The following is a 20,183-nucleotide window of genomic DNA, read 5'->3' as shown; positions in this document are numbered from 1 at the left end:
CGTTCGGCTGGAACGACTGCCCAGGCTGCTGAAGCTCCCCGGACTGAGCCGCGGGTGCTTGGTCCGGCTGCGCCAAACCGTTCGGCTGGAACGACTGCCCAGGCTGCTGAAGCTCCCCGGACTGAGCCGCCGGTGCTTGGTCCGGCTGCGCCAAACCGTTCGGCTGGAACGACGGCCCAGGCTGCTGACGCTCCCCCGGCTGAGCCGCGGGAGCTTGGTCCGGCTGCGCCAAGCCGTTCGGCTGGAGAGCAGCCGGTTGCCCGTTCTGTCGGAACTCCCCCGGCTGAGCCGCGGGGAGCTGGTCCGGCCGCCCCGAACCATCCGGCTGGAAGGCGACGGGTTGCTGCGGAGCCGCCGGGCCCGGGCGCTGTGCCGCCGGGGCCTGCCGGCCCGCCTGCGGCAGGCCGTTCGGCGGGACCGCGCCAGGCTGCTGCGCGGGCGCGGCTCCTCGCTGGTCCCGGTGCGGCAGGCCGTTCGGCTGGGGTGCCGGCCGGCGCTGGGTACCCGGCTGGGGCGCCTGCTGCTGAGCAGCCTCCGGCTGGGCCGCGGCCGTGGGCGTTCCCTGCTGCGCGCCCGGCTGGAACGCCGACCCCGGCTGCTGCCCCTCCGGGCGACCGGGTGCCTGCTGGTTCGCCGCTGCCCGGCGGGTCTGCTGGCGGCCGCGGGTCACGCCCTGCTGGAAGCTGGTCAGCCGGCCGCGCACGTCGGCCGGGTCGCGGACCGGCAGGTCCGATCGGGCCGGCGCCGGCGCCGCGGGGATCGCCGGAGACGGGGTCGCGCTGCCCGGCATGAGCTGCTCGCCGCGGCGGCGGCGAGGCAGGCCCGCGTCGGTGAACGCCGTCGGTTCCGTCTTCGAGACCGCTTGGACCGTCCGGAAGTTCTCGTCGCTCGCGAAGTCCCAGCTGCGCTTTTCGCCCGCGGCGGCCGGCTTCTCCGGAACCGCCTCTTCCGCCTCGGCCGGCTTCGCCTCCTCCGCGGTGGCTGCCGGCTTCTCGGCGGGCTTGTCCTCGCGGAACCACGCCGACAGCATCTCGTCGAAGATCGGTGTCGTCTCCGAGCGGTCCGGGGCCGGCGTGGGGGCCGGAGCCGGCGTCGCGGTCGCCTGCTGCCACCAGTCGCTCAACGTGGTTTCGTTGGCGGAGAACAGGTCCTTGCCCGAAGGCAGGTCGCCGGAGCGCGGCGGGTCCGGCAGCGGCAGCACCGCGGGCACCGGCGGCAGTGTCGGACGCGGCGGCGGGGCCGGGTCGTCCTTCGGCAGCGGCGCGAACAGGTCCGTCCCGGAGATCTCCAGGTCCGACGGCGGCCGGACGTCGGCCGGCCGGTGGCCGTTCGTCAGCCCGGCGAGGTCGCTCGCCGACGGCCAGCGCTCCTCCCCCATCGTGGGCTGCTCCGGCACCATCGGGCGCGGCCGGGAGTGGCCGTTGACCTGGCGCCGCGGCAGCTGGTTGCCCGCCGGCGGGCTCGCCTGCGGCTGCCGCGGCGCGCCGATCGGCCCGGTCAGCGGGCCGTCGGTCACCGCCGTCACCAGCTCCGCCGGGACGACGACCGTGGCGCGGACGCCGACGATGTCCTTGCCGCCGTGCAGCGACACCCCGATCCGGTGCCGGCTGGCCAGCCGGCCGACGACGAACAGGCCCATCCGGCGCGAGGTGGCGAGGTCGACCGACCCGGCCTCGGTCAGCCGGGTGTTCGCCTCGGCGACCTCGGCCTCGTTCATGCCGATGCCCTTGTCGAGGATGTCGATGTTGAGCGAGCCGTCCTCGCCCAGCCGCGACGCCACCGTCACGCTCGTCTCCGGCGCGGAGAACGCCGTCGCGTTGTCCAGCAGCTCCGCGACCAGGCGCATGAGGTCGCTCGCGGCGTAGCCGACGATCCGGGCCGGGGGCGGCGGCTGGACCTGGACCCGCTGGTACTGCTCGATTTCCGACACCGCGGCGCGGAGCATGTCGGTGGTGCCGACCGGCTTGCCGGACCGGCGGCCGGGCTCGGCGCCCGAGAGCACCATCAGGTTCTCGTTGTTGCGCCGCATCCGGGTGGCGAGGTGGTCGAGCTGGAACAGCGTGGCCAGCTGGTCGGCGTCCTCTTCGTCCCGCTCCAGCTGCTCGATCAGCTGCAGCTGCCGCTGGACCAGGCTCTGGCTGCGCCGCGACAGGTTGACGAAGACGCTGCCGAAGCCGGTGCGCATCGCGGCCTGCTCGGTCGCCAGCCGCAGCGCCTGGTGGTGCACCTTGTCGAAGGCCCGCGCCACCTCGCCGACCTCGTCCTCGGTCTGCACCGGCACCGGCACCACGGCCGTGCCCTGCACGCGGCCTTCCTGGATGTTGCGGACCGCCTCGGGCAGCGCGGTCTCGGCGACGTCGAGAGCGCTGCGCCGCAACGCTTTCAGCGAACGCAGCAGCTGGCGGGTGATGAGGAAGACGACCGCGACGGCGAGCACCATCGCGGCGAACAGCAGCACCGCGAGCAGGCCGGCCCTGCTGCTGGCGTCGTCGACCAGCTGCTCCGAGGTGGCCGACGCCGACGCGCCGAGCCGGTCGGCGACCTGGCTGATCTGCGTCCGCATCGCCGAGGACGCGGTGTTCCAGTCGGCCGCCGACAGGGCGCGGAAGGCGTCGTCCACCGCGTTGGCCGGCGCGTTCAGCACGGACTCGACCATCCGGGCCCGGCTCTGCGCCTGCCCGCCCTCGGCGATCGCCGCGAAGTCGCGCTGCAGGGTGTCGCCCGCCGCGGAGCGGAAGTCGACGAGCCGGTCGGCCAGCCGCAGCTCGGCGGCGCGCAGCGTGGCCAGTTCGCTCGGCGACAGCACGGAGCGGGCGATGCCGTAGGACACCATCGCCTGGCTGAGCGACACCTGCTCGCCCGCGACGAGCAGCTCGTGCAGCCCGGCGGGCGTGCCGCCGAGGGTGCCGTCGCCGGCGCCCGCGGTGGCCGCGGTGTCGAGGCCGATCAGCGAACCGGTGGTCCCGGAGTAGGCGGTGACGGCCTGGGCCGGGTCGAGCTGGCCGCCGTCGACCTGACGGCGGAGGAAGCCGAGGTTGTTGACCTGCGCGGTGGCCGCGCCGGCGGCCCCGGCCACGCCGGGCTCGACCTCGGACGCACGGGCCTGCGCGGCGGTGAACGGCCCGACCGCGGCGTCGGTGGCCTTGCGGGCCGCGGCCAGCTCCGGCGTGCCGCCGACGGTGCCCTCGGTCAGCATCGCCGCGGTGACCGTGCGCTCCTGCTGCAGCGCGCCGGTGAGCGCGCGGGTCTGGCCGCCGAGCGCGACGAGCCGGTCGAGCCGCTGGTACTCGTCCGAGCGGCCGACCTGGCCGGCGATCGTCGTGATGCCGAGGACCAGCGCGAGCACGATGGGGACGACGGTGACGGCCGAAAGCTTGACCGGCAGGCTCCAGTCGCGCCAGCGCACGAGGGCCCGCCACGCGTCCTTGCCCTTGGACCGCCGGGGTGCTCGGCCGAGCAGCTCCCCCACCGGCACCTGACCTTCTCCTGCAACGGTCACGTGAGTGACTCCCTGTCCGGCGTCATGGATCCGCGTCGGCGGCGCGGCGTCCCGGCTCGCGGCGGGCCGCCGGACGGCCGTGCCGCCCGTGCCCTGCCCCGTCGCCGGTGCCCTCGCTCGTCCCCGGCCGCCCGGCCGACCGCGCGCCCGTCGCCGGGCAGGCACCATCCCGCGGTCCCGTGCAAGGGACTGTGCACGTGCACGGCGCAACTTGCGTTCTGCACGGTCGTCGAGATCAACTTTATCGGTGCCAATCGATCGCTGCGGTGAGCTGGGCCAAAGAATCGTACCCCCGGCACCCGGCCGGTCAATTCTCTTCCCCACTCGGGCGCTGACCTGCGAAAAGTGCTTTCCGCACCGAGAACCGCCCCCGACATTCGACCTCACTGCCCCCGAAGGGGGAATTCCGGTTACCGGATGAGTCTCACCCAGGCATCCGGACGTCACCCGATTAGCCCATGCGGTCCAGCATAGTACCTCGGACGATCTACACTGAGTACCCCCATCGAGTGGGTCAAGTCTCAAGATGTGCCCGATGTTGTGGCGTTGCGGGCCGACATGCCCCGACCTGGTGATTCCTCACGAGACTCCCGGGTGACCAGTGGATCTTCGCCACCGCGCCCGCGCATGGGCGACGACCCTCCGGCGCTACGACGAGCACTTTTACTACCCGGCGTGACCAGCTGCGACGGTCCACCGGCGGGATTGCCCCGTTCGCCGCAGCCTCCGCCGGATGCGATAACGACGCGTCACAATTCTTTTCATCATTACGGGTGGCCGGCCGGTGATCTTGGAGCGCAGCATCATTCGATGCTTTCGACAGGAAAACGAATATCACGCCTTCCCGGTGCGCGAGGCCGACCGGCCGCCTGCGGTGTCCGCCGGACGGCCTAGTTACGATGTGCGCCTCGCAGTCCGCAAGGGCGGCCCGGCGCCCTGTCCGCAGACGCCCGGAGCCCCGCCGCCACGGAGGCACTCTGCCGGAGGCACCCATGTACGACGTCGCGCGCCCCGCGGCGGGCAACCCCCTCGAAGAGACCGGCCAGATGCCGGCCCTGTTCACCGGGGACCGCCCGTCCGACAGCCAGCACGGCCAGCACGGTCAGCACCGCCAGCACCGCCGGCCCGTTCCCCGCTCGGGTCCCGACTACCCCGCGATCCAGGCCAGCCGCGAGTTCGTCTCGCTGCGGCGGCGGTTCCGGGCCTTCGTCTTCCCGATGAGCTTCGCCTTCTTCGCCTGGTACATGACCTACGTGCTGCTGGCCGCCTACGCGCACGACTTCATGAGCACCAAGGTGTTCGGCCAGGTCAACGTCGGCATCCTGCTCGGCATCGGCCAGTTCGCCAGCACCGCGCTGGTCACCTGGCTCTACCTGCGCTACGCGCGCCGCCACGTCGACCCGCGCGTGGCCGAGCTGCGGGCCCGCGCGGGCCTGCCGGAAGGGACCCGCCGATGACCGCGCTCGCCGACGGCGGCACGCCCGCCAGCAACCCGCTGGTCAACACCGTCGTGTTCGCGCTGTTCGTGGCGATCACGCTCTACGTCGTCTACCGGGCCAGCAGCCGGAACTCCTCGACGGCCGACTACTACGCCGCGGGCAGCGCGTTCACCGGCCGCCAGAACGGCATCGCGCTCTCCGGCGACTTCCTGTCGGCGGCGTCGTTCCTCGGCATCGCCGGCGCGATCGCGATCCACGGCTACGACGGCTTCCTCTACTCGATCGGCTTCCTCGTCGCCTGGCTGGTCGACCTGCTGCTGATCGCCGAGCTGCTGCGCAACACCGGCCGCTTCACCATGGGCGACGTCCTGAGCTTCCGGATGAAGCAGCGGCCGGTCCGCGCGGCGGCGGCGACGTCGACGCTGGTGATCTCCTTCTTCTACATGCTGGCGCAGATGGCCGGCGCCGGCGGCCTGGTGGCGCTGCTGCTCAACGTCCACTCCAAGCTCGGCCAGGCGCTGGTGATCGGCGTCGTCGGCCTGGTCATGGTGCTGTACGTGCTGGTCGGCGGGATGAAGGGCACCACGTGGGTGCAGATCATCAAGGCGACCATCCTGCTGCTGTGCGGCGCACTGCTCACGGTGTTCCTGTTCGGCAAGTTCGGGTTCTCGTTCTCCAACCTGCTTTCTTCGGCGGCGGAGAACAGCCCGCTCGGCGACAAGCTCCTGGAACCGGGCGGCTCGTACGGCAAGAACAGCACCACCAAGCTCGACTTCGTGTCGCTGGCCTTGGCGCTGGTGCTCGGCGCGGCGGCGCTTCCGCACGTGCTGATGCGGTTCTACACGGTGCCGAACTCCCGGGAGGCCCGCCGCTCGGTGGTGTGGGCGACGGCGTGCATGTTCCTGTTCTACCTGTGCACGCTGGTCATCGGCTTCGGCGCGGCCGCGCTCGTCGGCGCGGACGAGATCAAGGCCGCCCCCGGCGGCGAGAACTCGGCGGCGCCGCTGCTGGCCCTGCACGTCGGCGGGACCCTGCTGCTGGGCATCATCGCCGCGGTGGCGTTCGCGACGATCCTCGCGGTCGTGGCCGGGCTGACCATCACCGCGTCGGCGTCCTTCGCCCACGACGTCTACGCGAACATCTTCAAGCAGGGCAAGGCGGAACCGGCGGACGAGGTCCGGGTGGCGCGGCTGACCGCGATCGCGGTCGGGGCGCTGGCCATCGTCGGCGGCGTGCTGGCGAACGGGCAGAACATCGCGTTCCTCGTCGCGCTGGCGTTCGCGGTGGCGGCGTCGGCGAACCTGTCGACGCTGCTGTACTCGCTCTTCTGGAAGCGGTTCAACACGACCGGCACGCTGTGGGGCATCTACGGCGGCCTGATCGCCAGCCTGGTGCTGGTGCTCTTCTCGCCGGTCGTCTCGGGCGCCCCGGACGCGATCTTCAAGAGCATCGACTTCGCCTGGTTCCCGCTGAAGAACCCGGGTCTGGCGTCGATCCCGTTCTCGTTCCTCTGCGGGTTCGTCGGCACCCTCGTCGGCAAGCCGAAGGCCGACCCGGAGAAGCAGGCCGAGATGGAGGTCCGATCCCTCACCGGGATCGGCAGCTGATCCCCTCGGGCGGCCTGCGTCTCACGCGCGCAGGCCGTCCAAGATCACGTCCAGCACGCGTTTCCCGTCTTCCGGGCTGCAGTTGCGCACCGCCATGCCGGCGCCGTGGCCCAGGCGCAGCACGTCCGCGCCGACGACGTCCCGGCGGATCAGCCCCGCGTCCCGCGCCGTGTCGACCAGGACCCCGGTCGCCGCGCGCAGCCGTTTCTGGCAGTACTGGAAGGTTTCCGAGCCCGAGTCGATCGACTCCTTGAGGATCGTGGCCAGCTTGTGCCGCTCCACGACCCAGGTGACCTGCTCGGTCAGCCACGCCTCGAGCGCCTCCCACGGCGGTAGCTGTTCGTGCAGCGCGTACGCGCGGTCGGCGAGCACCTCGATCTCGTCGCGGTAGACCGCTTCGAAGAGCTTCTCGCGGGTCGGGAAGTGCCGGTACAGCGTGCCCGCTCCGACGCCCGCCTTCTTGGCGACGTCGTCGAGCGGCACGTCGGCGCCGTGCGCGGTGAAGAGCTCGTTCGCCGTCGCGACGATGCGCTCGTAGTTGCGTCGCGCGTCCGCCCGCATCGGACGCGCCGTCTCACCGCCCGGCATCCCGGCCTCCTCGCCACTTAACCGGAGAGATTCTCCGAATGCTCTTGCGCATCCGGAGACACTCTCCATATTATCGCATCGTACTCAAGCGGAGAACATCTCCGCTTCTTCTCTTACTCCTCGGGGGAGTATCTCTTGTCCCAGCAAACGATCCACCGTGCGGTCGAGCCTGCCCCGGCGCGCCGCAGCGGCCTGATCCTGGCGATCATCCTGACCTGCCAGCTCATGCTCATCCTCGACGCGACCGTGATGAACGTCGCGCTCCCGCGCATCCAGGCCGACCTGGGGTTTTCGGCCACCGGCCTGTCCTGGGTGATGACGGCCTACAGCCTGGTCTTCGGCGGGCTGCTGCTGCTCGGCGGCCGCGCCGGCGACCTGTTCGGCCGGCGCCGGATGTTCGTCGCGGGCACCGCCCTGTTCACCCTCGCGTCGCTGGCCGGCGGCCTCGCCGGCTCGGCCACGCTGCTCATCGCCGCCCGTGTCCTGCAGGGGGTCGGCGCCGCCATGGCCGGGCCGAGCACCCTGGCCCTGGTCACGACGACGTTCACCGAGGCCAAGGCCCGCGTCCGGGCGCTGGCGCTGTTCTCCGCCATGTCCAGCGGTGGGTTCGCGATCGGCCTGATCGTCGGCGGCCTGCTCACCGAGTGGATCTCGTGGCGCGCGGCGCTGTTCATCAACGTCCCGTTCGGCCTGGCGATCGTGCTGCTCGCCCCGCGGTTCGTGCCCGAACCGGAGCGCCGGCGCGCGCACCTCGACCTGCCCGGTGCGGTCACCGGCACCCTGGGCGTCGGCTCGCTCGTGTTCGCCTTCACCCACGCGGCGTCCGACGGCTGGGGCAACGCCGTGACGCTCGGCGCGCTCGCCGGTGGGCTGGCGCTGCTGGCCGGGTTCGTCGCGATCGAGGCCCGCACCGCGATGCCGCTGGTCCCGCTCCGGCTGTTCGCCGACCGCAACCGCAGCGCGGCCTACGTCAGCTTCTTCCTCGGCCCGATGGCCATGATGTCGATGTTCTTCTTCCTCACCCAGTTCATGCAGGACATCCGGCACTTCGCCGCGCTGGCCACCGGGTTCGCGTTCCTGCCGATGGCGGTGCTGATCTTCACGATGAGCCGGCTCGTGCCGCGGCTGCTCCCGCGCTACGGCCCGAAGCCGCTGGCGATCACGGGGTCGCTGCTGATGGTCTCCGGCGTCGTCTGGCTCGCCCAGCTCACCACGGACAGCACGTACTTCCCGGCGCTGTTCGGGCCACTGCTGCTCATGGGACTCGGCGGCGGGCTCGCGTTCGCGCCGCTCAACGTGATCGTGATGGCGACCGTGCCGAACGAGGACGCGGGCGCCGCGGGCGGCGTGCTGCAGACGATGCAGCAGGTCGGCAGCACGCTCGGGCTCGCCGTGCTGGTCACGGTGTTCGGCGCGGTGACCCGCTCGGCGGGCACGACCGGGGCTCAGCTCACGGTCGACGGCATGACCGCCGCGTTCGCCACCGCCGCCGGGTTCGCGGCGTGCACGTTCCTGGTGGCGCTGACGTTCCGGCGGGTTACAGCTTCTGCCCGGCCTTGACCTTGTGCGTCACCCGGCGCTCGACGAGGAACGAGACGAACGGGACGCAGCCGGCCAGCAGCACGAGCACGGTGCCCTTGATCGACCAGCGGGCCTTGATCGCCAGGTCGATGGTCAGCACCAGGTAGATCATGTAGAGCACGCCGTGGATCGGCGAGTAGACCGCCGACGGGGTGGGGTTGTCGAAGCCGTACCGCAGCACCATCACGAAGCAGAGGCCGAGCAGGCCGACGCCGGTGACGTAGGCGGCGGTGCGGAACCGGACCAGGGGGCCGGTGAGCGGCACCGCCGTCTGGGCGGCACCTTCGGTGCTGGTGGTCATCGGGACGTCCTCACTCTGCGGCCTGCTGGTCGCGGGCGTTCAGCTCGCGCAGGTAACGGTTGTACGCGGCCAGCTCGTCGTCCTCGTCCTGATCCGCTTTCACGGCGTCGGGACGGGGGCGAGGGGCGGGCACCTCGGGCTGTTCGCGCACGGGCTCTTCGGCTTGGGCTTCGCCTTGGGCTTCGGCCTTGTGCTTCAGCTGGCGGATGCGCCAGAACATGAAGGCCGGGAACAGGCCGAAGAGCGGCCACTGCAGGACGTAGCCGAGGTTCTGGAAGGTGCCGTTCGCCGAGGTGAAGCGGTCCCACTGCCACCAGGCGAGCCCGCAGCAGACGAGCAGGCTCACCACGCAGGTCGCGACGATCGCGATCCGGCGTCCCCAGGGGGAAGCCGCCGGCGGAGGGGAAGCTGGCACGGCCTCGACGCTAGCACTGGGCGGCTGAGGCCCGACGGCCGACTGTGATCCGGGTGGCCCGGCTCTCAGCCCAGGTCGGCGGCTTGCCGCGAATGACTCATTCGGGGCTTCGGAGGTCCCGAATGAGCCATTCGGGACGTCGAGGGTCCGGGTTATCCCCAGCACCGGGCGATTGTGGACAACTCGGCCGGGATGCGGCGAGATCGGGCTCGTTGTCGGAGGCCGCCGATAGACTGGATCCGAGGTCAGCCCCCTGGGAAGGGCGGGGCCGCGGCAAGTCGCGGTTCAGCCGCCTGGCTTCCGCCGCTGCCGTGCACCGGGCCCCAGCCGACTCGCCCGCGATCCGGACGTTGCGAATGACTCATTCAAGACGTTTGCCCAGGGCGCGACGTCCGCCGACCTGCGCCGGGCAGCGGGCCGGGGGACTTTGCCGGAACCCTGCCGGGAAAGGGTGGGGCTGCGGCCGGGCTCGTCAGCCTTGCTTGCGCACCGACTGGGCGCCCTTGGCGTACCCGTCGGCCAAGCCGAACACCTTCTGCGCGTACTCCGTCGAGTTGTTGTACGACAGGATTCCGGCCCACCACCCCGACGGGCCGGCCATGTCCCGCCCGCCCGCGCACAGGTACCGCGCCGCCGCCAGGGCCGCGTCGTCGATCTGCTGCGGGTCGCCGAGGCCGTCGCCGTTGCCGTCCGAGGCCCACTTGCGCCACGTGCTCGGGATGAACTGCATCGGGCCGACCGCCCGGTCGACCCCCGCGTCGCCGTCGTAGCGGCCGCCGTCGGTGTCGCCGATCGCCTGGACGCCCGCGGAGCCGTCGAGCGGGACGCCGATGATCGGCTTGGACGGGCGGCCGTCCGCGCCCAGCACCGCGCCCGCGTACTGGCCGTGGTTGGACTCGATCCGGCCGATGCCGGCGAGCGTCGCCCACGAGATCTTGCACTTCGGCTGGTCCGCGCGCAGCGCCAGCTCGGCGTTGCCGTACGCCTGCAGCGCCCGCGCCGGGACGCCGGTCGCCGCGGCGACCTGGCTCGCCCACTGGGACAGCGTCGCCGGTCCCGTGCTGCGGGCCTGCTGGGGAGAAGTCTGCTGCTCGGCCCCGCCCGCGACGGCACCGCCGGCCGGCACGACCGACCCCGGGCGGACGTCGGCCGCCTTGACCTGCAGGGCGGGGATTTCGGTGGTGAGCGGGCTCGCCTCCGGCGTCGACGCGCGGGTGACGAGCCAGATGCCGCCGCCGGCCACGGCCAGCACGGCGAGAACCACGATCAGCCGGGTGAGCACTGCCACGCTCTGGGAACGCGGCGCCGGTGCCGGTTCGGCGGGGGCGGCTTCCTCGACGCTCGCGTCGACGGGGTCGTCCTCGTTCTTTCCGGTCCTGGTGCGCACGAAACTCCGGTCCTCCAGCGTGTGTCGACGAATTGTCAACGAGCCCGCGCAGGTTAGCGTTACGCGGGTCGCCGCAATCGTCTCACCACACCGGTTCACCCGGCCGAGTTAGAGGTCAGGCGGACTTCTGCTGCCGCGCGAGCCGCGCGACGCACCAGGCCGGGGCACTGCCGCGGCGGAGATGCTGCAGGACGGTCATCGGCCCGAGCCGGCGGCTCAGGTCGGAGGGCGCGAGCCCGGCCGCCCGGTAGTCGAGGGCCCGCTGGTCGAGCGGGCTGAGTCCGGCGTCCCACCACTCCTCGGCCTCGGCGACGCCGCCGACCATCTGCCACCAGCCCGCGGCGGCGGTGAGGAGCTCTTCCGGCACGTCGGGCAGCCGGCTTCGCATCGCGTCGAGGTAGCCGGGGTCGGCCGACTCGACGGGGACGAACCGCTGCTGCCCGGATCGGGCCCGCTGGCCCGGGATGCCCGGAGCCTGCGCAGGCGCGTCGGCCAGCCACGCGGAAGCGATGCGGTCGACCTCCTGCTCTTCGGGGGTCTGCTCGCGCTCCGCGGCCCATTGCCGGATCAGCGCGTCCACTCCGGGATCTCCGGTCATCCCTGCCTCCTTGTAGGTCCCCGACGGACAGGCCCTGACACCTGTCCCACGCGGTGGTGCCGCACGCACCAACCTGCACCTTGCTGAGTGGAAACTGCCTGCGTACCGGGGGTCTCCGGGGGGAGGGCGAACCACCCGATCACGCAATGTGAGCACCGTAGGGCCGGGGTGGTCTCCTTCGCCAGACCCCGGCAGGCACGAATTCGCCGACCTGCGCGTTTTCGGCTGCAATCCACCCGGATGGTCGAGTGTTCGGTCCGAATTCCGAGATTCGTGACACTCAGTGATTTACCGTCCGCTAACACACAGGGTGACGACCGGCGCCGCCCGTTGCGGTGCCGGTCAGAGGGTCCGGGTGGTCAGGAAAAGAGCGACCGGAAGAACGTCACGATCGCTTCGGCGCCGTCCTTGAGCCAGCCGAGGACGCGGTGCACGAAGTCGGCGGACTGGGTGGGCTGGGTGATCAGGAAGAAGAGCACGAGCGCGACCACACCGACGATGAGAACTTTCTTCATGCCGCTCGACATGCGCTTCCTCCCGGGCTCGCCGTCCCCGTCCTGGGAGTGGCCACGCCAATACTCTAGGGAAGGCGTGCCCCGAAGACACCCCGATCAACCCCCGATCACCCCGACCGATCCCGAGGAGCGGCGATGACCCGGAACGTGCTGGTGGAGCGGGACGGCGAAGTGACGACGGTCACCATCGACCGCCCCGCCGCCCGCAACGCCGTCGACGGGCCCTCCGCGGTCGCGCTCGCCGAGGCGTTCCGCGAGTTCGACGCGGACCCGGACGCCGCCGTCGCGGTCCTCACCGGATCGGGTGGCGCGTTCTGCGCGGGAGCGGACCTGAAGGCGATCGGCACCGACCGGGTGAACCGCACCCACCCGGACGGGGACGGCCCGATGGGCCCGACCCGGCTGCGGCTCGGCAAGCCGGTGATCGCGGCCGTCCACGGCCACGCCGTCGCAGGCGGGCTGGAGCTCGCGCTGTGGTGCGACCTGCGGGTCGCGGACGCCACGGCGGTGTTCGGGGTGTTCTGCCGCCGCTGGGGCGTCCCGCTGATCGACGGCGGCACGGTCCGGCTGCCGCGCCTGATCGGCCAGTCGCGGGCGATGGACCTGATCCTGACCGGACGGCCGGTCGAAGCGGCCGAAGCGCTGGAGATCGGCCTGGCGAACCGCCTGGTCCCGGCAGGCGAGGCCGTGGCGGCGGCGCAGGAGCTGGCGCGGCGGATCGCGGCGTTCCCGCAGGCGTGCCTGCGCGGCGACCGGCTCTCGGCCCTCGAGCAGTGGGGGAAATCCGAGGAAGACGCGCTCGCGGCCGAGTTCCGGGCGGCGATGGGCACGGGTGTGCTGGCGGCGGAGGCGGTCGACGGCGCGGCCCGCTTCGCCGGCGGAGCGGGCCGGCACGGCACCTTCACGTGATCAGGCGGGCATCACCCGTGTCCGGAGAGGCATCTCGCGTGATTGCAGGGGCATCACGCGTGATCAGAGGGTCGACTCGCGTGATTGCGGGGTCGACACGGCGAAGCCGGGCACCCCGGCCGTGATGCCCGTCCAGACACGGGTGATGCCTGCCTGATCACGGGGGATGCCTCGACCGGGTGGATCCCGTGGTGCGTGGGCGATTCCGGTCGGGCGGCCGATAAGGTCGCCCGATGGACGACGATGTTCCGAGAGTCGTGCTCCGGCCCGTGGCCGAAGGCGATCTCGACCTTCTGGAACGGCTGACCAACGATCCCGTCGCCGCCGGGGAGCACCAGTGGTTCGGCTGGCACGATCCCGGCTACCTGCGCCGCCGCTGGCAGGAAACCGGCATGCTCACCGCGGAAACCGGCATGCTCGTGCCCACCCTCGGCGGCCGCGTCCTCGGCCTCGTCTCCTGGCACCGCAGCCGCACCGGGCCGACGTCCTACTGCTGGAACGCGGGCCTCGTCCTGGCGCCGGAAGCGCGTGGTCACGGCTACGGCACCGAAGCCCAGCGCCTGCTCGCCGAGTACCTCTTCGCCCACACCCAGCTCAACCGGGTCGAAGCGACGACCGAGGCCGGCAACCGCGCCGAACAGCGCTCGCTCGAGAAAGCCGGCTTCACGCGCGAAGGAGTCCTTCGCGGCTACGGCTTCCGAGACGGCGAGTGGCGCGACCACGTCGTCTACTCGGTCGTGCGCTCCGACCTGGCGAAGGACTAGGCGATCGCGCCCGCCGAACGCAGAGCTTCGAGGTCCGTGACGCCGAGCTCGGCGAGTACGGCCTCGGTGTCGGATCCCTTGGCGCGCGGGGCTTCCGGCGTCTCCGGCGGGGTGCGGTCGAACCTCGGGGCCGGCGCGGGCTGCACCATGCCGCCGATCTCGACGAACGTGCCGCGCGCCGCGTTGTGCGGGTGCGATGCGGCTTCGCCGGGCGCGAGCACCGGGGTCAGGCACGCGTCGGTGCCTTCGGCCCGCGCGACGAGATCGTCGCGCGTGTACTTGCCGATCGCCGCCGCGAGGATCTCGCGAAGGCGAGGCCACTGCGTCTTGTCGATGTGCAGAGGCAGCGAATCCGGGTCGAGCTCGAGGACCTTGACCAGGTCGCCCCAGAACCGCATCTCAATCGCGCCGACGGCGACGTACTTGCCGTCCGCGGTCTCGTAAGTGTCGTAGAACGGGGCGCCGCCGTCGAGCATGTTGTCGCCGCGGCCGCCGCCCCAGAGCCCGGCCGCGGCCATGCCGTGCAGGCTCGTGGTGAGCAGCGCGGCGCCGTCGACCATCGACGCGTCGACGACCTGGCCGCGGCCCGAGGTGTTCCGTTCGTACAGCGCCGCCAGGATGCCCATCGCCAGCAGCAGCCCGCCGCCGCCGAAGTCGCCGACCAGGTTGAGCGGCGGCACCGGCCGCTCCCCCGCGCGCCCGATCGGCTCGAGCGCGCCGGCGATGCCGATGTAGTTGATGTCGTGCCCGGCCGCCGAAGCGAGCGGGCCGTCCTGGCCCCAGCCGGTCATCCGGCCGTAGACCAGCCGCGGGTTGCGTGCGTGCACGACGTCGGGGCCGAGCCCGATCCGTTCGGCGACGCCCGGGCGGAAGCCCTCGATGAGGACGTCGGCGCCGTCACACAGCTTCAGCACCAGCTCGACGCCTTCGGGCGTCTTGGTGTTGATGCCGACCGACCGGCGGCCGCGGGCGAGCGGATCGGTCTGCAGCCCGATCACGTCCTCCCCCGGGGTCGCGCGGTCGACGCGGACGACGTCGGCGCCGAGGTCGGCGAGGATCATCGTGGCGAAGGGCCCGGGTGCCAGGCCCGCGAGCTCCACCACCTTCAGGCCGCCGAGCGGACCTGCCTTCATGTTCGGTCCTTTCAGAGCGAGCGGGAGATGATTTCCTTCATGATCTCGCTGGTGCCGCCGAAGATCCGCGAGATCCGGACGTCGGCCCAGGCACGCGCGATCGGGTACTCGGTCATGTAGCCGTAGCCACCGAAGAGCTGCACGCAGTCGTCGACCACCTTGTTGACCCGCTCGGTGGTCCACAGCTTCGCCATCGCCGCGCCCTGGACGTCGAGCTCGCCCTTGAGGTGGCGTTCGATGCACTGGTCGAGGAAAGCCCGCGCGACGGCGGCCTCGGTCGCGGCCTCGGCGAGCGTGAACTTGGTGTTCTGAAAGGAGAAGATGGGCCGGCCGAACGCCGTGCGCTCCTTTGTGTACTCCAGCGTGAGATCGACCGCGGCCTCCAGCCCGGCCACCGCGGTGACGGCGATGATCAGCCGTTCCTGCGGCAGCTGCAGCATCAGCTGGATGAAGCCCTGGCCCTCGGCGTCGCCCAGCAGGTTGGCGGCGGGCACGCGGACGTCGTCGAAGAACAGCTCGGCGGTGTCCTGGCCCTTGAGGCCGACCTTGTCGAGCACGCGGCCGCGGCGGAAGCCCGGGGTGTCGGTCTCGACCACGATCAGCGAGACGCCCTGCGCGCCCGCGTCCGGGTCGGTCTTGCACGCGACGACCACCAGGCCGGCGTGCAAACCGTTGGTGATGAAGGTCTTCGCGCCGTTGATGACGTAGTGGTCGCCGTCGCGCACCGCGCGGGTCTTGATGCCCTGCAGGTCGGAGCCGGTGCCGGGCTCGGTCATCGCGATCGCGCCGACCAGCTCGCCGCTGGCCATCTTCGGCAGCCACTCGCGCTTCTTCTCTTCGGAGGCGTACGCGCTCAGGTAGTGCGCCACGATTCCGTTGTGGACGGTCACGCCCCACGCGCTGTCACCCGAGCGGGCCTGCTCTTCGTAGAGCACGGCCTCGTGGGCGAAGGTGCCGCCGCCCCCGCCGTACTCCTCGGGGATGGACAGGCAGAGCAGGCCGACGTCGCCGGCCTTGGTCCACAGCTCTCGGTCGACCTTCTTCTCCGCCGCCCAGCGTTCCTGGTGCGGCACGGCTTCCTTCTGCAGGAACGACCGCGAGAGCTCGCGGAGGTCGTCGAGCTCGGTCGTGCTCCAGGAGCTCTTCGGGAGTTTCAGCGGCACGGGACCTCCTGCTGGAAAACATGACGATCGGCATGTAAGTTCTCTCCGGAATGTACATCCGTACCGGCCTGTAGGTAAAGCAGGGAGGCCGAAGTGACCGAGGCAGCGCACCGGACGCAGGCGCAGCGGCGTGAACAGACCCGCACGGCGCTGCTCGACGCCACCATCGACTGCCTGGTGGACGTCGGGTACGCGCGCACGTCGGTGCAGGAGATCTGCGCCCGCGCCAGGGTTTCGAAGGGCGCGGTGCAGCACCACTTCACCGCGAAGGCCGAGCTGATGGCGGCCGCCGTCGAGCACCTGACGACGAAGCTGCGCCACCAGCTCGCGGCGTCGCTCGACGAGCTGCCCAGCGGCGGCACGGGCGTCGCCGCGGCGATCGACCTGCTCTGGACGGGTTACTCCGGCACTCTCTCGACCGCCGTCACCGAGCTGTGGGTCGCCGCCCGCACCGACCCCGAGCTGCGCGCGGCCATCCGCCCGGTCGACCGCGCGCTCGGCCGCGCGACGCTCGAGCACGTCACTCAGGTCGCCGGCGACCTGCCGCCCGAACGCGCGGAGATGTTGTTCTGGCTCACCGTGAACCTGACCCGCGGGCTGGCGCTGGACGCCGAACTCGGCGGCGACCCGCACCGGCGGCGGCAGCTGCTGGAGGAGTGGAAGCGGATCGCGGTGCTGCTCTACCAGGACGCCGCCACTGGGCCAAGCTGACCAGCCGCGTCCGCAAGGGCTGGAATGCCCCTTATCCCCCAGGCGGATTCGTGGTCCAATCCCCCCGGAAGAGGGGAGCTCCGATGACCGCCAGCCCGTACCAGAACCCGTACGGCCCTCCCCCGGCACAGCCGCCGCGGCCGCGGGCCGACGTCGCCGCGCGCTTCCGGCTGATCGCCGCGATCGTCGGCGCCGTCGCCGCGATCCTCGTGCTGGCCGGGTCGTTCCTCCCGCAGACGAAGTTCGAGCAGGTCGTCGGCGGCAAGGCCGAGAGCAGCCAGACGATCAGCGCGTGGACGCGCTCGTTCGACGTCGAACCCAGCGAGGAGGCCAAGAAGTTCTACGAGAACACCCACGTCGCGCGCTACGGGATCCCGCTGTCGGCCGGCGCGCTGGTGCTGCTGGCCGGGGCCGGTCTGGCGATCGCGGGCGCGCGGCGTTCGGCGGGGACCGGGGTGCGCTCGGCTGCCCGGACGGCCCTGGTGGCCGGCGGCGCGGGCGTGGCCGCGGCGGTGTGGATGCTCGGCATGGACGTCTCCGCGACCTTGAGCTACGAGTCCGAGGACGACTCGCTCACCTCGACCTACTCGACCGGCCTCGGGTTCTGGATCCTGCTGGGCGGGGGCGCGCTGGCCGCGGTGACGCTGGTCCTCGCGGCGCTCGCCGGGCGGCGGGCGCCGGCGACCGGGCCGATGGGATTCCCGTCGGGGTCGTACGGCGGGCCGTACCAGCCGCAGTCGAGGCCGTATCCGGTGCCGCCGCAGCAGTACGGACAGCAGTATCCGGGGGCACAGCAGCATCCCGGGGCACAGCCGTACCCCGGCGGGCCGGCGGGATACCAAGGCGCGCCGGCGTCCCAGCCGTTCCCCGCGCAGAGCGGGCCGGTTTCCCAGCCCTTCCCGGCGCAGAGCGGGCCCCCTTCGCAGCCGTTCCCCGCGCAGTCCGGTGAGGTGCCGCAGCCTTCGCCGGCCGAGCCCGGCGGGCTGTCCCCTCGGCTCGACGACCCCTACGGCGGCGAGACGCAGGCCCAGTCGCACCCCCGATCGGACCAGCCGTCGCCGACCGAGCCGAACTACCAGCTCCCGCCGCTGAACCCACCCAATACGTGAAACTTATTCATATCAGACTGGACAACTGACGTACCGACGGTATGGTGTACTCGTCGGTAACCCCTGCGCGGCGTCGTGCGGACTCCGGACGCCGCGGAACGGAGACGTCATGACCAGCACGACCCCCGCGAACGCGGTCGAAGACACCCCTTTGCCGCCGACCGTCGGCGGCGTCGCCGGGGCGCCCGGCTCGGCGCGGGCGGCCCAGCTCGTCGCCCGCGTGGCCGGCGGCGCGGACTCGGCGCCGATCCGCATGCACGCCCCCTTCACCGGGCAGCCGATCGCGACGCTGCCCCAGGCCACCGACGCCGACGTCCGCGCGGTGTTCGCCGGTGCGCGGACGGCCCAGCGGGCCTGGGCGGAGCGCTCCCCCGCCGAGCGCGCCCGCGTCCTCACCCGGCTGCACGACCTGGTGCTTGCCCGCCAGGACGAGGTCCTCGACCTGGTCCAGGTCGAAGCCGGCAAGGCGCGGCTCGACGCGTTCGACGAGGTCAGCGCGACCGCGCTGGTCGCGGCCTACTACGGAAAGCACGCCGCGAAGATCCTCGCCCCGCGCCGGGTCGCCGGCGTCATCCCCGGCCTGACCCGCGCCGGCGAGATCCGGCACCCGAAGGGCGTCGTCGGGGTCATCTCACCGTGGAACTACCCCCTCGCCCTCACCGCGATGGACGTCCTCCCCGCGCTCGCGGCCGGCAACGCCGTGGTGCAGAAGCCGGACAACCAGACCGCGCTCTCGGCGCTGTGGCTGCAGGAGCTCGCCGAGGAGGCCGGACTGCCGGCCGGGACCTGGCAGATCGTGCTCGGCCGCGGTTCGAAGATCGGCACCGCGCTGGTCGAAGAGTCGGACTACCTGTGCTTCACCGGGTCCACGCCGACCGGCAAGGAGCTGGCCGGGCAGGTGGCGAAGCGGCTGACGTCGTATTCGCTGGAGCTCGGCGGCAAGAACCCGATGATCGTGCTGCCCGACGCCGACGTCGCGAAGGCCGCGACGGGCGCGGTGACGGCGTGCTTCTCCTCGGCCGGCCAGCTGTGCGTGTCGGTCGAGCGGATCTACGTCCACGAGTCCATCCGCGAGGAGTTCACCCGGGCGTTCGTGGCGCGCACCGCCGCGGTGAAGCTCGGCGGCGCGCTGGACTACCAGGCCCAGATGGGGTCCCTGACGTCCGAGGATCAGCTCAAGACCGTGTCCGCGCACGTCGAAGACGCCCGCGCGAAGGGGGCTTCGGTGCTCACCGGCGGCCGCGCCCGGCCCGACCTCGGGCCGCTGTTCTACGAGCCGACGGTGCTTTCCGGCGTCACGCCGGACATGGTGCCGTTCGCGGAGGAGACGTTCGGGCCGGTCGTCTCGATCTACGGCTACACCGACGTCACCGAGGCCATCGACCGGGCCAACGACACGCCGTTCGGGCTCAACGCCAGCGTCTGGTCGCGCAACGGCCGCGCGGGCTGGGAGGTCGCGGCGCGGCTCAAGGCCGGGACGGTCAACGTCAACGAGGGCTACGCGGCGACGTTCGGCAGCGTCGGCGTCCCGATGGGCGGCATGAAGGACTCCGGCGTCGGCCGCCGCAACGGCGCCGAAGGCCTGCTGAAGTACACGGAGTCCCAGTCGATCGCGCTGCAGCGCGGGCTGGCCCTCCGCCCGCCGAAGCGGGTCCCGGGTTCGCTGTGGTCGAAGGGCATGACGCTGGGCCTCAAAGCCCTCCGCCGCCTCCCCCGCTGACGTAACCCGTAACTCGCGTGATCCGGGCCGGATCTCGCGTGATTGAAGCCGTCACGGCTCTGATCACGCGAGTTCCGGCTTCAATCACGCGAGTTACGGGCCTGATCACGCGTGTTCGGCGGTGGGGGCCGTGAGGAGGCCGCGGTCGTAGGCGATCGCCACCGCTTCCGCGCGGCGGCTCGCGCCGAGCTTCGCCATCACGCGGGACAGGTGGACGCTGACCGTCTTCTCGCTGATGTAGAGCTCCTCGCCGACCTGGCGGTTCGTGCGGCCCAGCGCCACGCGCTCGAGGACGTCGCGCTCGCGGTCGGTCAGCGGGTCGGTGACCGCGCGGACCGGGGCCGCCGGTGCCACGCCCGGCAGCTCGACCCGGGCGCGGTGCGCCAGGTCGCGGACGGCGTCGCGCAGGGGAACCGCGCCCAGGCGCAGCGCCACCGCGTGAGCCGCCTCGAGGGCGGCGTTCGCGTCCTTGTCCGCGGCCAGCAGGGCTTCGGCTTCGTGCCAGCGGCAGATCGCCTGCTCGTACACGGCGCCGTAGCCGAACGCCTCCGCCGCGGCCGCCCACTTTTCCGCGTCGCCCCGGCCCGTCAGGCAGGTCGCCGCCGCCTCCAGCCTCGCCAGCCACGCCCGGCCCTCCGGCCCGAGCGTCCCCGAGCGCGGCTGCCCGACGACCGAGCACATCCGGCCGTGCGCCAGCATCCGCTCGCCCGCCGCCACCGCGGCGCCGGCCGCGGCCTGGTGGGC

General features: G+C 72.1%; 18 protein-coding genes. 8 read left to right on the top strand and 10 right to left on the bottom strand.

Annotated elements, in window-relative coordinates; translation table 11 throughout:
* Positions 1-3,475, bottom strand: a 3,475-nt coding sequence (locus AB0M83_RS39000) for a nitrate- and nitrite sensing domain-containing protein (protein ID WP_364525272.1), incomplete at its 3' end; no start/stop codon positions are given.
* A 1,016-nt stretch (positions 3,476-4,491) separates the two neighbouring features.
* On the opposite strand from AB0M83_RS39000, the gene AB0M83_RS38995 reads away from it, so the two are divergent.
* Both AB0M83_RS38995 and AB0M83_RS38990 read left to right on the top strand, forming a co-directional pair.
* On the top strand, positions 4,492-4,956 hold the full coding sequence (locus AB0M83_RS38995) for a DUF485 domain-containing protein (protein WP_364525239.1): 465 nt from the start codon (positions 4,492-4,494) through the stop codon (positions 4,954-4,956).
* Positions 4,953-6,545 carry a cation acetate symporter gene (locus AB0M83_RS38990; RefSeq protein ID WP_364525237.1) on the top strand — a complete coding sequence of 531 codons (1,593 nt, stop codon included), beginning with the start codon at positions 4,953-4,955 and terminating at the stop codon, positions 6,543-6,545. Before AB0M83_RS38995 ends, AB0M83_RS38990 begins: the two co-directional genes overlap by 4 nt.
* A 21-nt stretch (positions 6,546-6,566) precedes the next feature.
* Here AB0M83_RS38990 and AB0M83_RS38985 read toward each other — a convergent pair whose 3' ends face one another.
* Positions 6,567-7,133: a TetR/AcrR family transcriptional regulator gene (locus tag AB0M83_RS38985; protein ID WP_364525235.1), complete on the bottom strand. Its 567-nt coding sequence runs from the start codon at positions 7,131-7,133 to the stop codon at positions 6,567-6,569.
* 135 nt (positions 7,134-7,268) lie between these two features.
* Here AB0M83_RS38985 and AB0M83_RS38980 point away from each other — a divergent pair, with 135 nt between their 5' ends.
* Entirely contained in the window at positions 7,269-8,693 is a 1,425-nt protein-coding gene (locus tag AB0M83_RS38980; protein WP_364525233.1) for an MFS transporter, read from the top strand.
* Here AB0M83_RS38980 and AB0M83_RS38975 read toward each other — a convergent pair.
* From AB0M83_RS38975 to AB0M83_RS38955, 5 genes are all read right to left on the bottom strand, one after another.
* On the bottom strand, positions 8,671-9,015 hold the full coding sequence (locus AB0M83_RS38975; protein WP_284741204.1) for a DUF3817 domain-containing protein: 345 nt from the start codon (positions 9,013-9,015) through the stop codon (positions 8,671-8,673). The two genes, AB0M83_RS38980 and AB0M83_RS38975, sit on opposite strands and share 23 nt — an antisense overlap.
* Before the next feature lie 10 nt (positions 9,016-9,025).
* Positions 9,026-9,385 (bottom strand): hypothetical protein, encoded by a 360-nt coding sequence (locus tag AB0M83_RS38970; RefSeq protein WP_364525270.1) that lies wholly within the window; start codon positions 9,383-9,385, stop codon positions 9,026-9,028.
* 517 nt (positions 9,386-9,902) lie between these two features.
* Positions 9,903-10,817: a lytic murein transglycosylase gene (locus AB0M83_RS38965; protein ID WP_364525231.1), complete on the bottom strand. Its 915-nt coding sequence runs from the start codon at positions 10,815-10,817 to the stop codon at positions 9,903-9,905.
* Between the two features lie 115 nt (positions 10,818-10,932).
* Complete coding sequence (locus tag AB0M83_RS38960; protein WP_364525229.1) at positions 10,933-11,415, bottom strand: helix-turn-helix transcriptional regulator; 483 nt, start codon at positions 11,413-11,415, stop codon at positions 10,933-10,935.
* Positions 11,416-11,774: 359 nt separating this feature from the next.
* The gene (locus AB0M83_RS38955; RefSeq protein WP_285483651.1) at positions 11,775-11,930 is read right to left on the bottom strand and encodes a hypothetical protein; all 156 of its coding nucleotides are present in this window, start codon (positions 11,928-11,930) and stop codon (positions 11,775-11,777) included.
* Positions 11,931-12,065: 135 nt separating this feature from the next.
* On the opposite strand from AB0M83_RS38955, the gene AB0M83_RS38950 reads away from it, so the two are divergent.
* Positions 12,066-12,839, top strand: coding sequence for a crotonase/enoyl-CoA hydratase family protein (locus AB0M83_RS38950; RefSeq protein ID WP_364525227.1), 774 nt, complete (start codon positions 12,066-12,068; stop codon positions 12,837-12,839).
* A gap of 233 nt (positions 12,840-13,072) precedes the next feature.
* Positions 13,073-13,603 carry a GNAT family protein gene (locus AB0M83_RS38945; RefSeq protein WP_364525225.1) on the top strand — a complete coding sequence of 177 codons (531 nt, stop codon included), beginning with the start codon at positions 13,073-13,075 and terminating at the stop codon, positions 13,601-13,603.
* Here AB0M83_RS38945 and AB0M83_RS38940 read toward each other — a convergent pair.
* Positions 13,600-14,736 carry a CaiB/BaiF CoA-transferase family protein gene (locus tag AB0M83_RS38940; protein ID WP_364525222.1) on the bottom strand — a complete coding sequence of 379 codons (1,137 nt, stop codon included), beginning with the start codon at positions 14,734-14,736 and terminating at the stop codon, positions 13,600-13,602. The two genes, AB0M83_RS38945 and AB0M83_RS38940, sit on opposite strands and share 4 nt — an antisense overlap.
* Positions 14,737-14,747: 11 nt before the next feature.
* Positions 14,748-15,899 (bottom strand): acyl-CoA dehydrogenase family protein, encoded by a 1,152-nt coding sequence (locus tag AB0M83_RS38935; RefSeq protein ID WP_364525220.1) that lies wholly within the window; start codon positions 15,897-15,899, stop codon positions 14,748-14,750.
* Positions 15,900-15,992: 93 nt separating this feature from the next.
* Between AB0M83_RS38935 and AB0M83_RS38930 the strand changes: the two genes are divergently transcribed.
* From AB0M83_RS38930 to AB0M83_RS38920, 3 genes are all read left to right on the top strand, one after another.
* Positions 15,993-16,610, top strand: a complete 618-nt coding sequence (locus tag AB0M83_RS38930) for a TetR/AcrR family transcriptional regulator (RefSeq protein ID WP_364525218.1) — start codon at positions 15,993-15,995, stop codon at positions 16,608-16,610.
* Between the two features lie 83 nt (positions 16,611-16,693).
* Positions 16,694-17,719 carry a hypothetical protein gene (locus tag AB0M83_RS38925; RefSeq protein WP_364525216.1) on the top strand — a complete coding sequence of 342 codons (1,026 nt, stop codon included), beginning with the start codon at positions 16,694-16,696 and terminating at the stop codon, positions 17,717-17,719.
* Positions 17,720-17,828: 109 nt separating this feature from the next.
* The gene (locus AB0M83_RS38920; protein WP_364525214.1) at positions 17,829-19,439 is read left to right on the top strand and encodes a succinic semialdehyde dehydrogenase; all 1,611 of its coding nucleotides are present in this window, start codon (positions 17,829-17,831) and stop codon (positions 19,437-19,439) included.
* 105 nt (positions 19,440-19,544) lie between these two features.
* On the opposite strand, the gene AB0M83_RS38915 is transcribed toward AB0M83_RS38920, so the two are convergent.
* The coding region (locus AB0M83_RS38915) for a response regulator transcription factor (protein WP_364525212.1) at positions 19,545-20,183 on the bottom strand (639 nt) is incomplete at its 5' end.

It is taken from the genome of Amycolatopsis sp. NPDC051106, assembly GCF_040682775.1.
Taxonomy (GTDB): Bacteria; Actinomycetota; Actinomycetes; order Mycobacteriales; family Pseudonocardiaceae; genus Amycolatopsis.
Note: the sequence above shows the minus strand (reverse complement) of the source record. Positions and strands in the feature narration are given on the sequence as shown.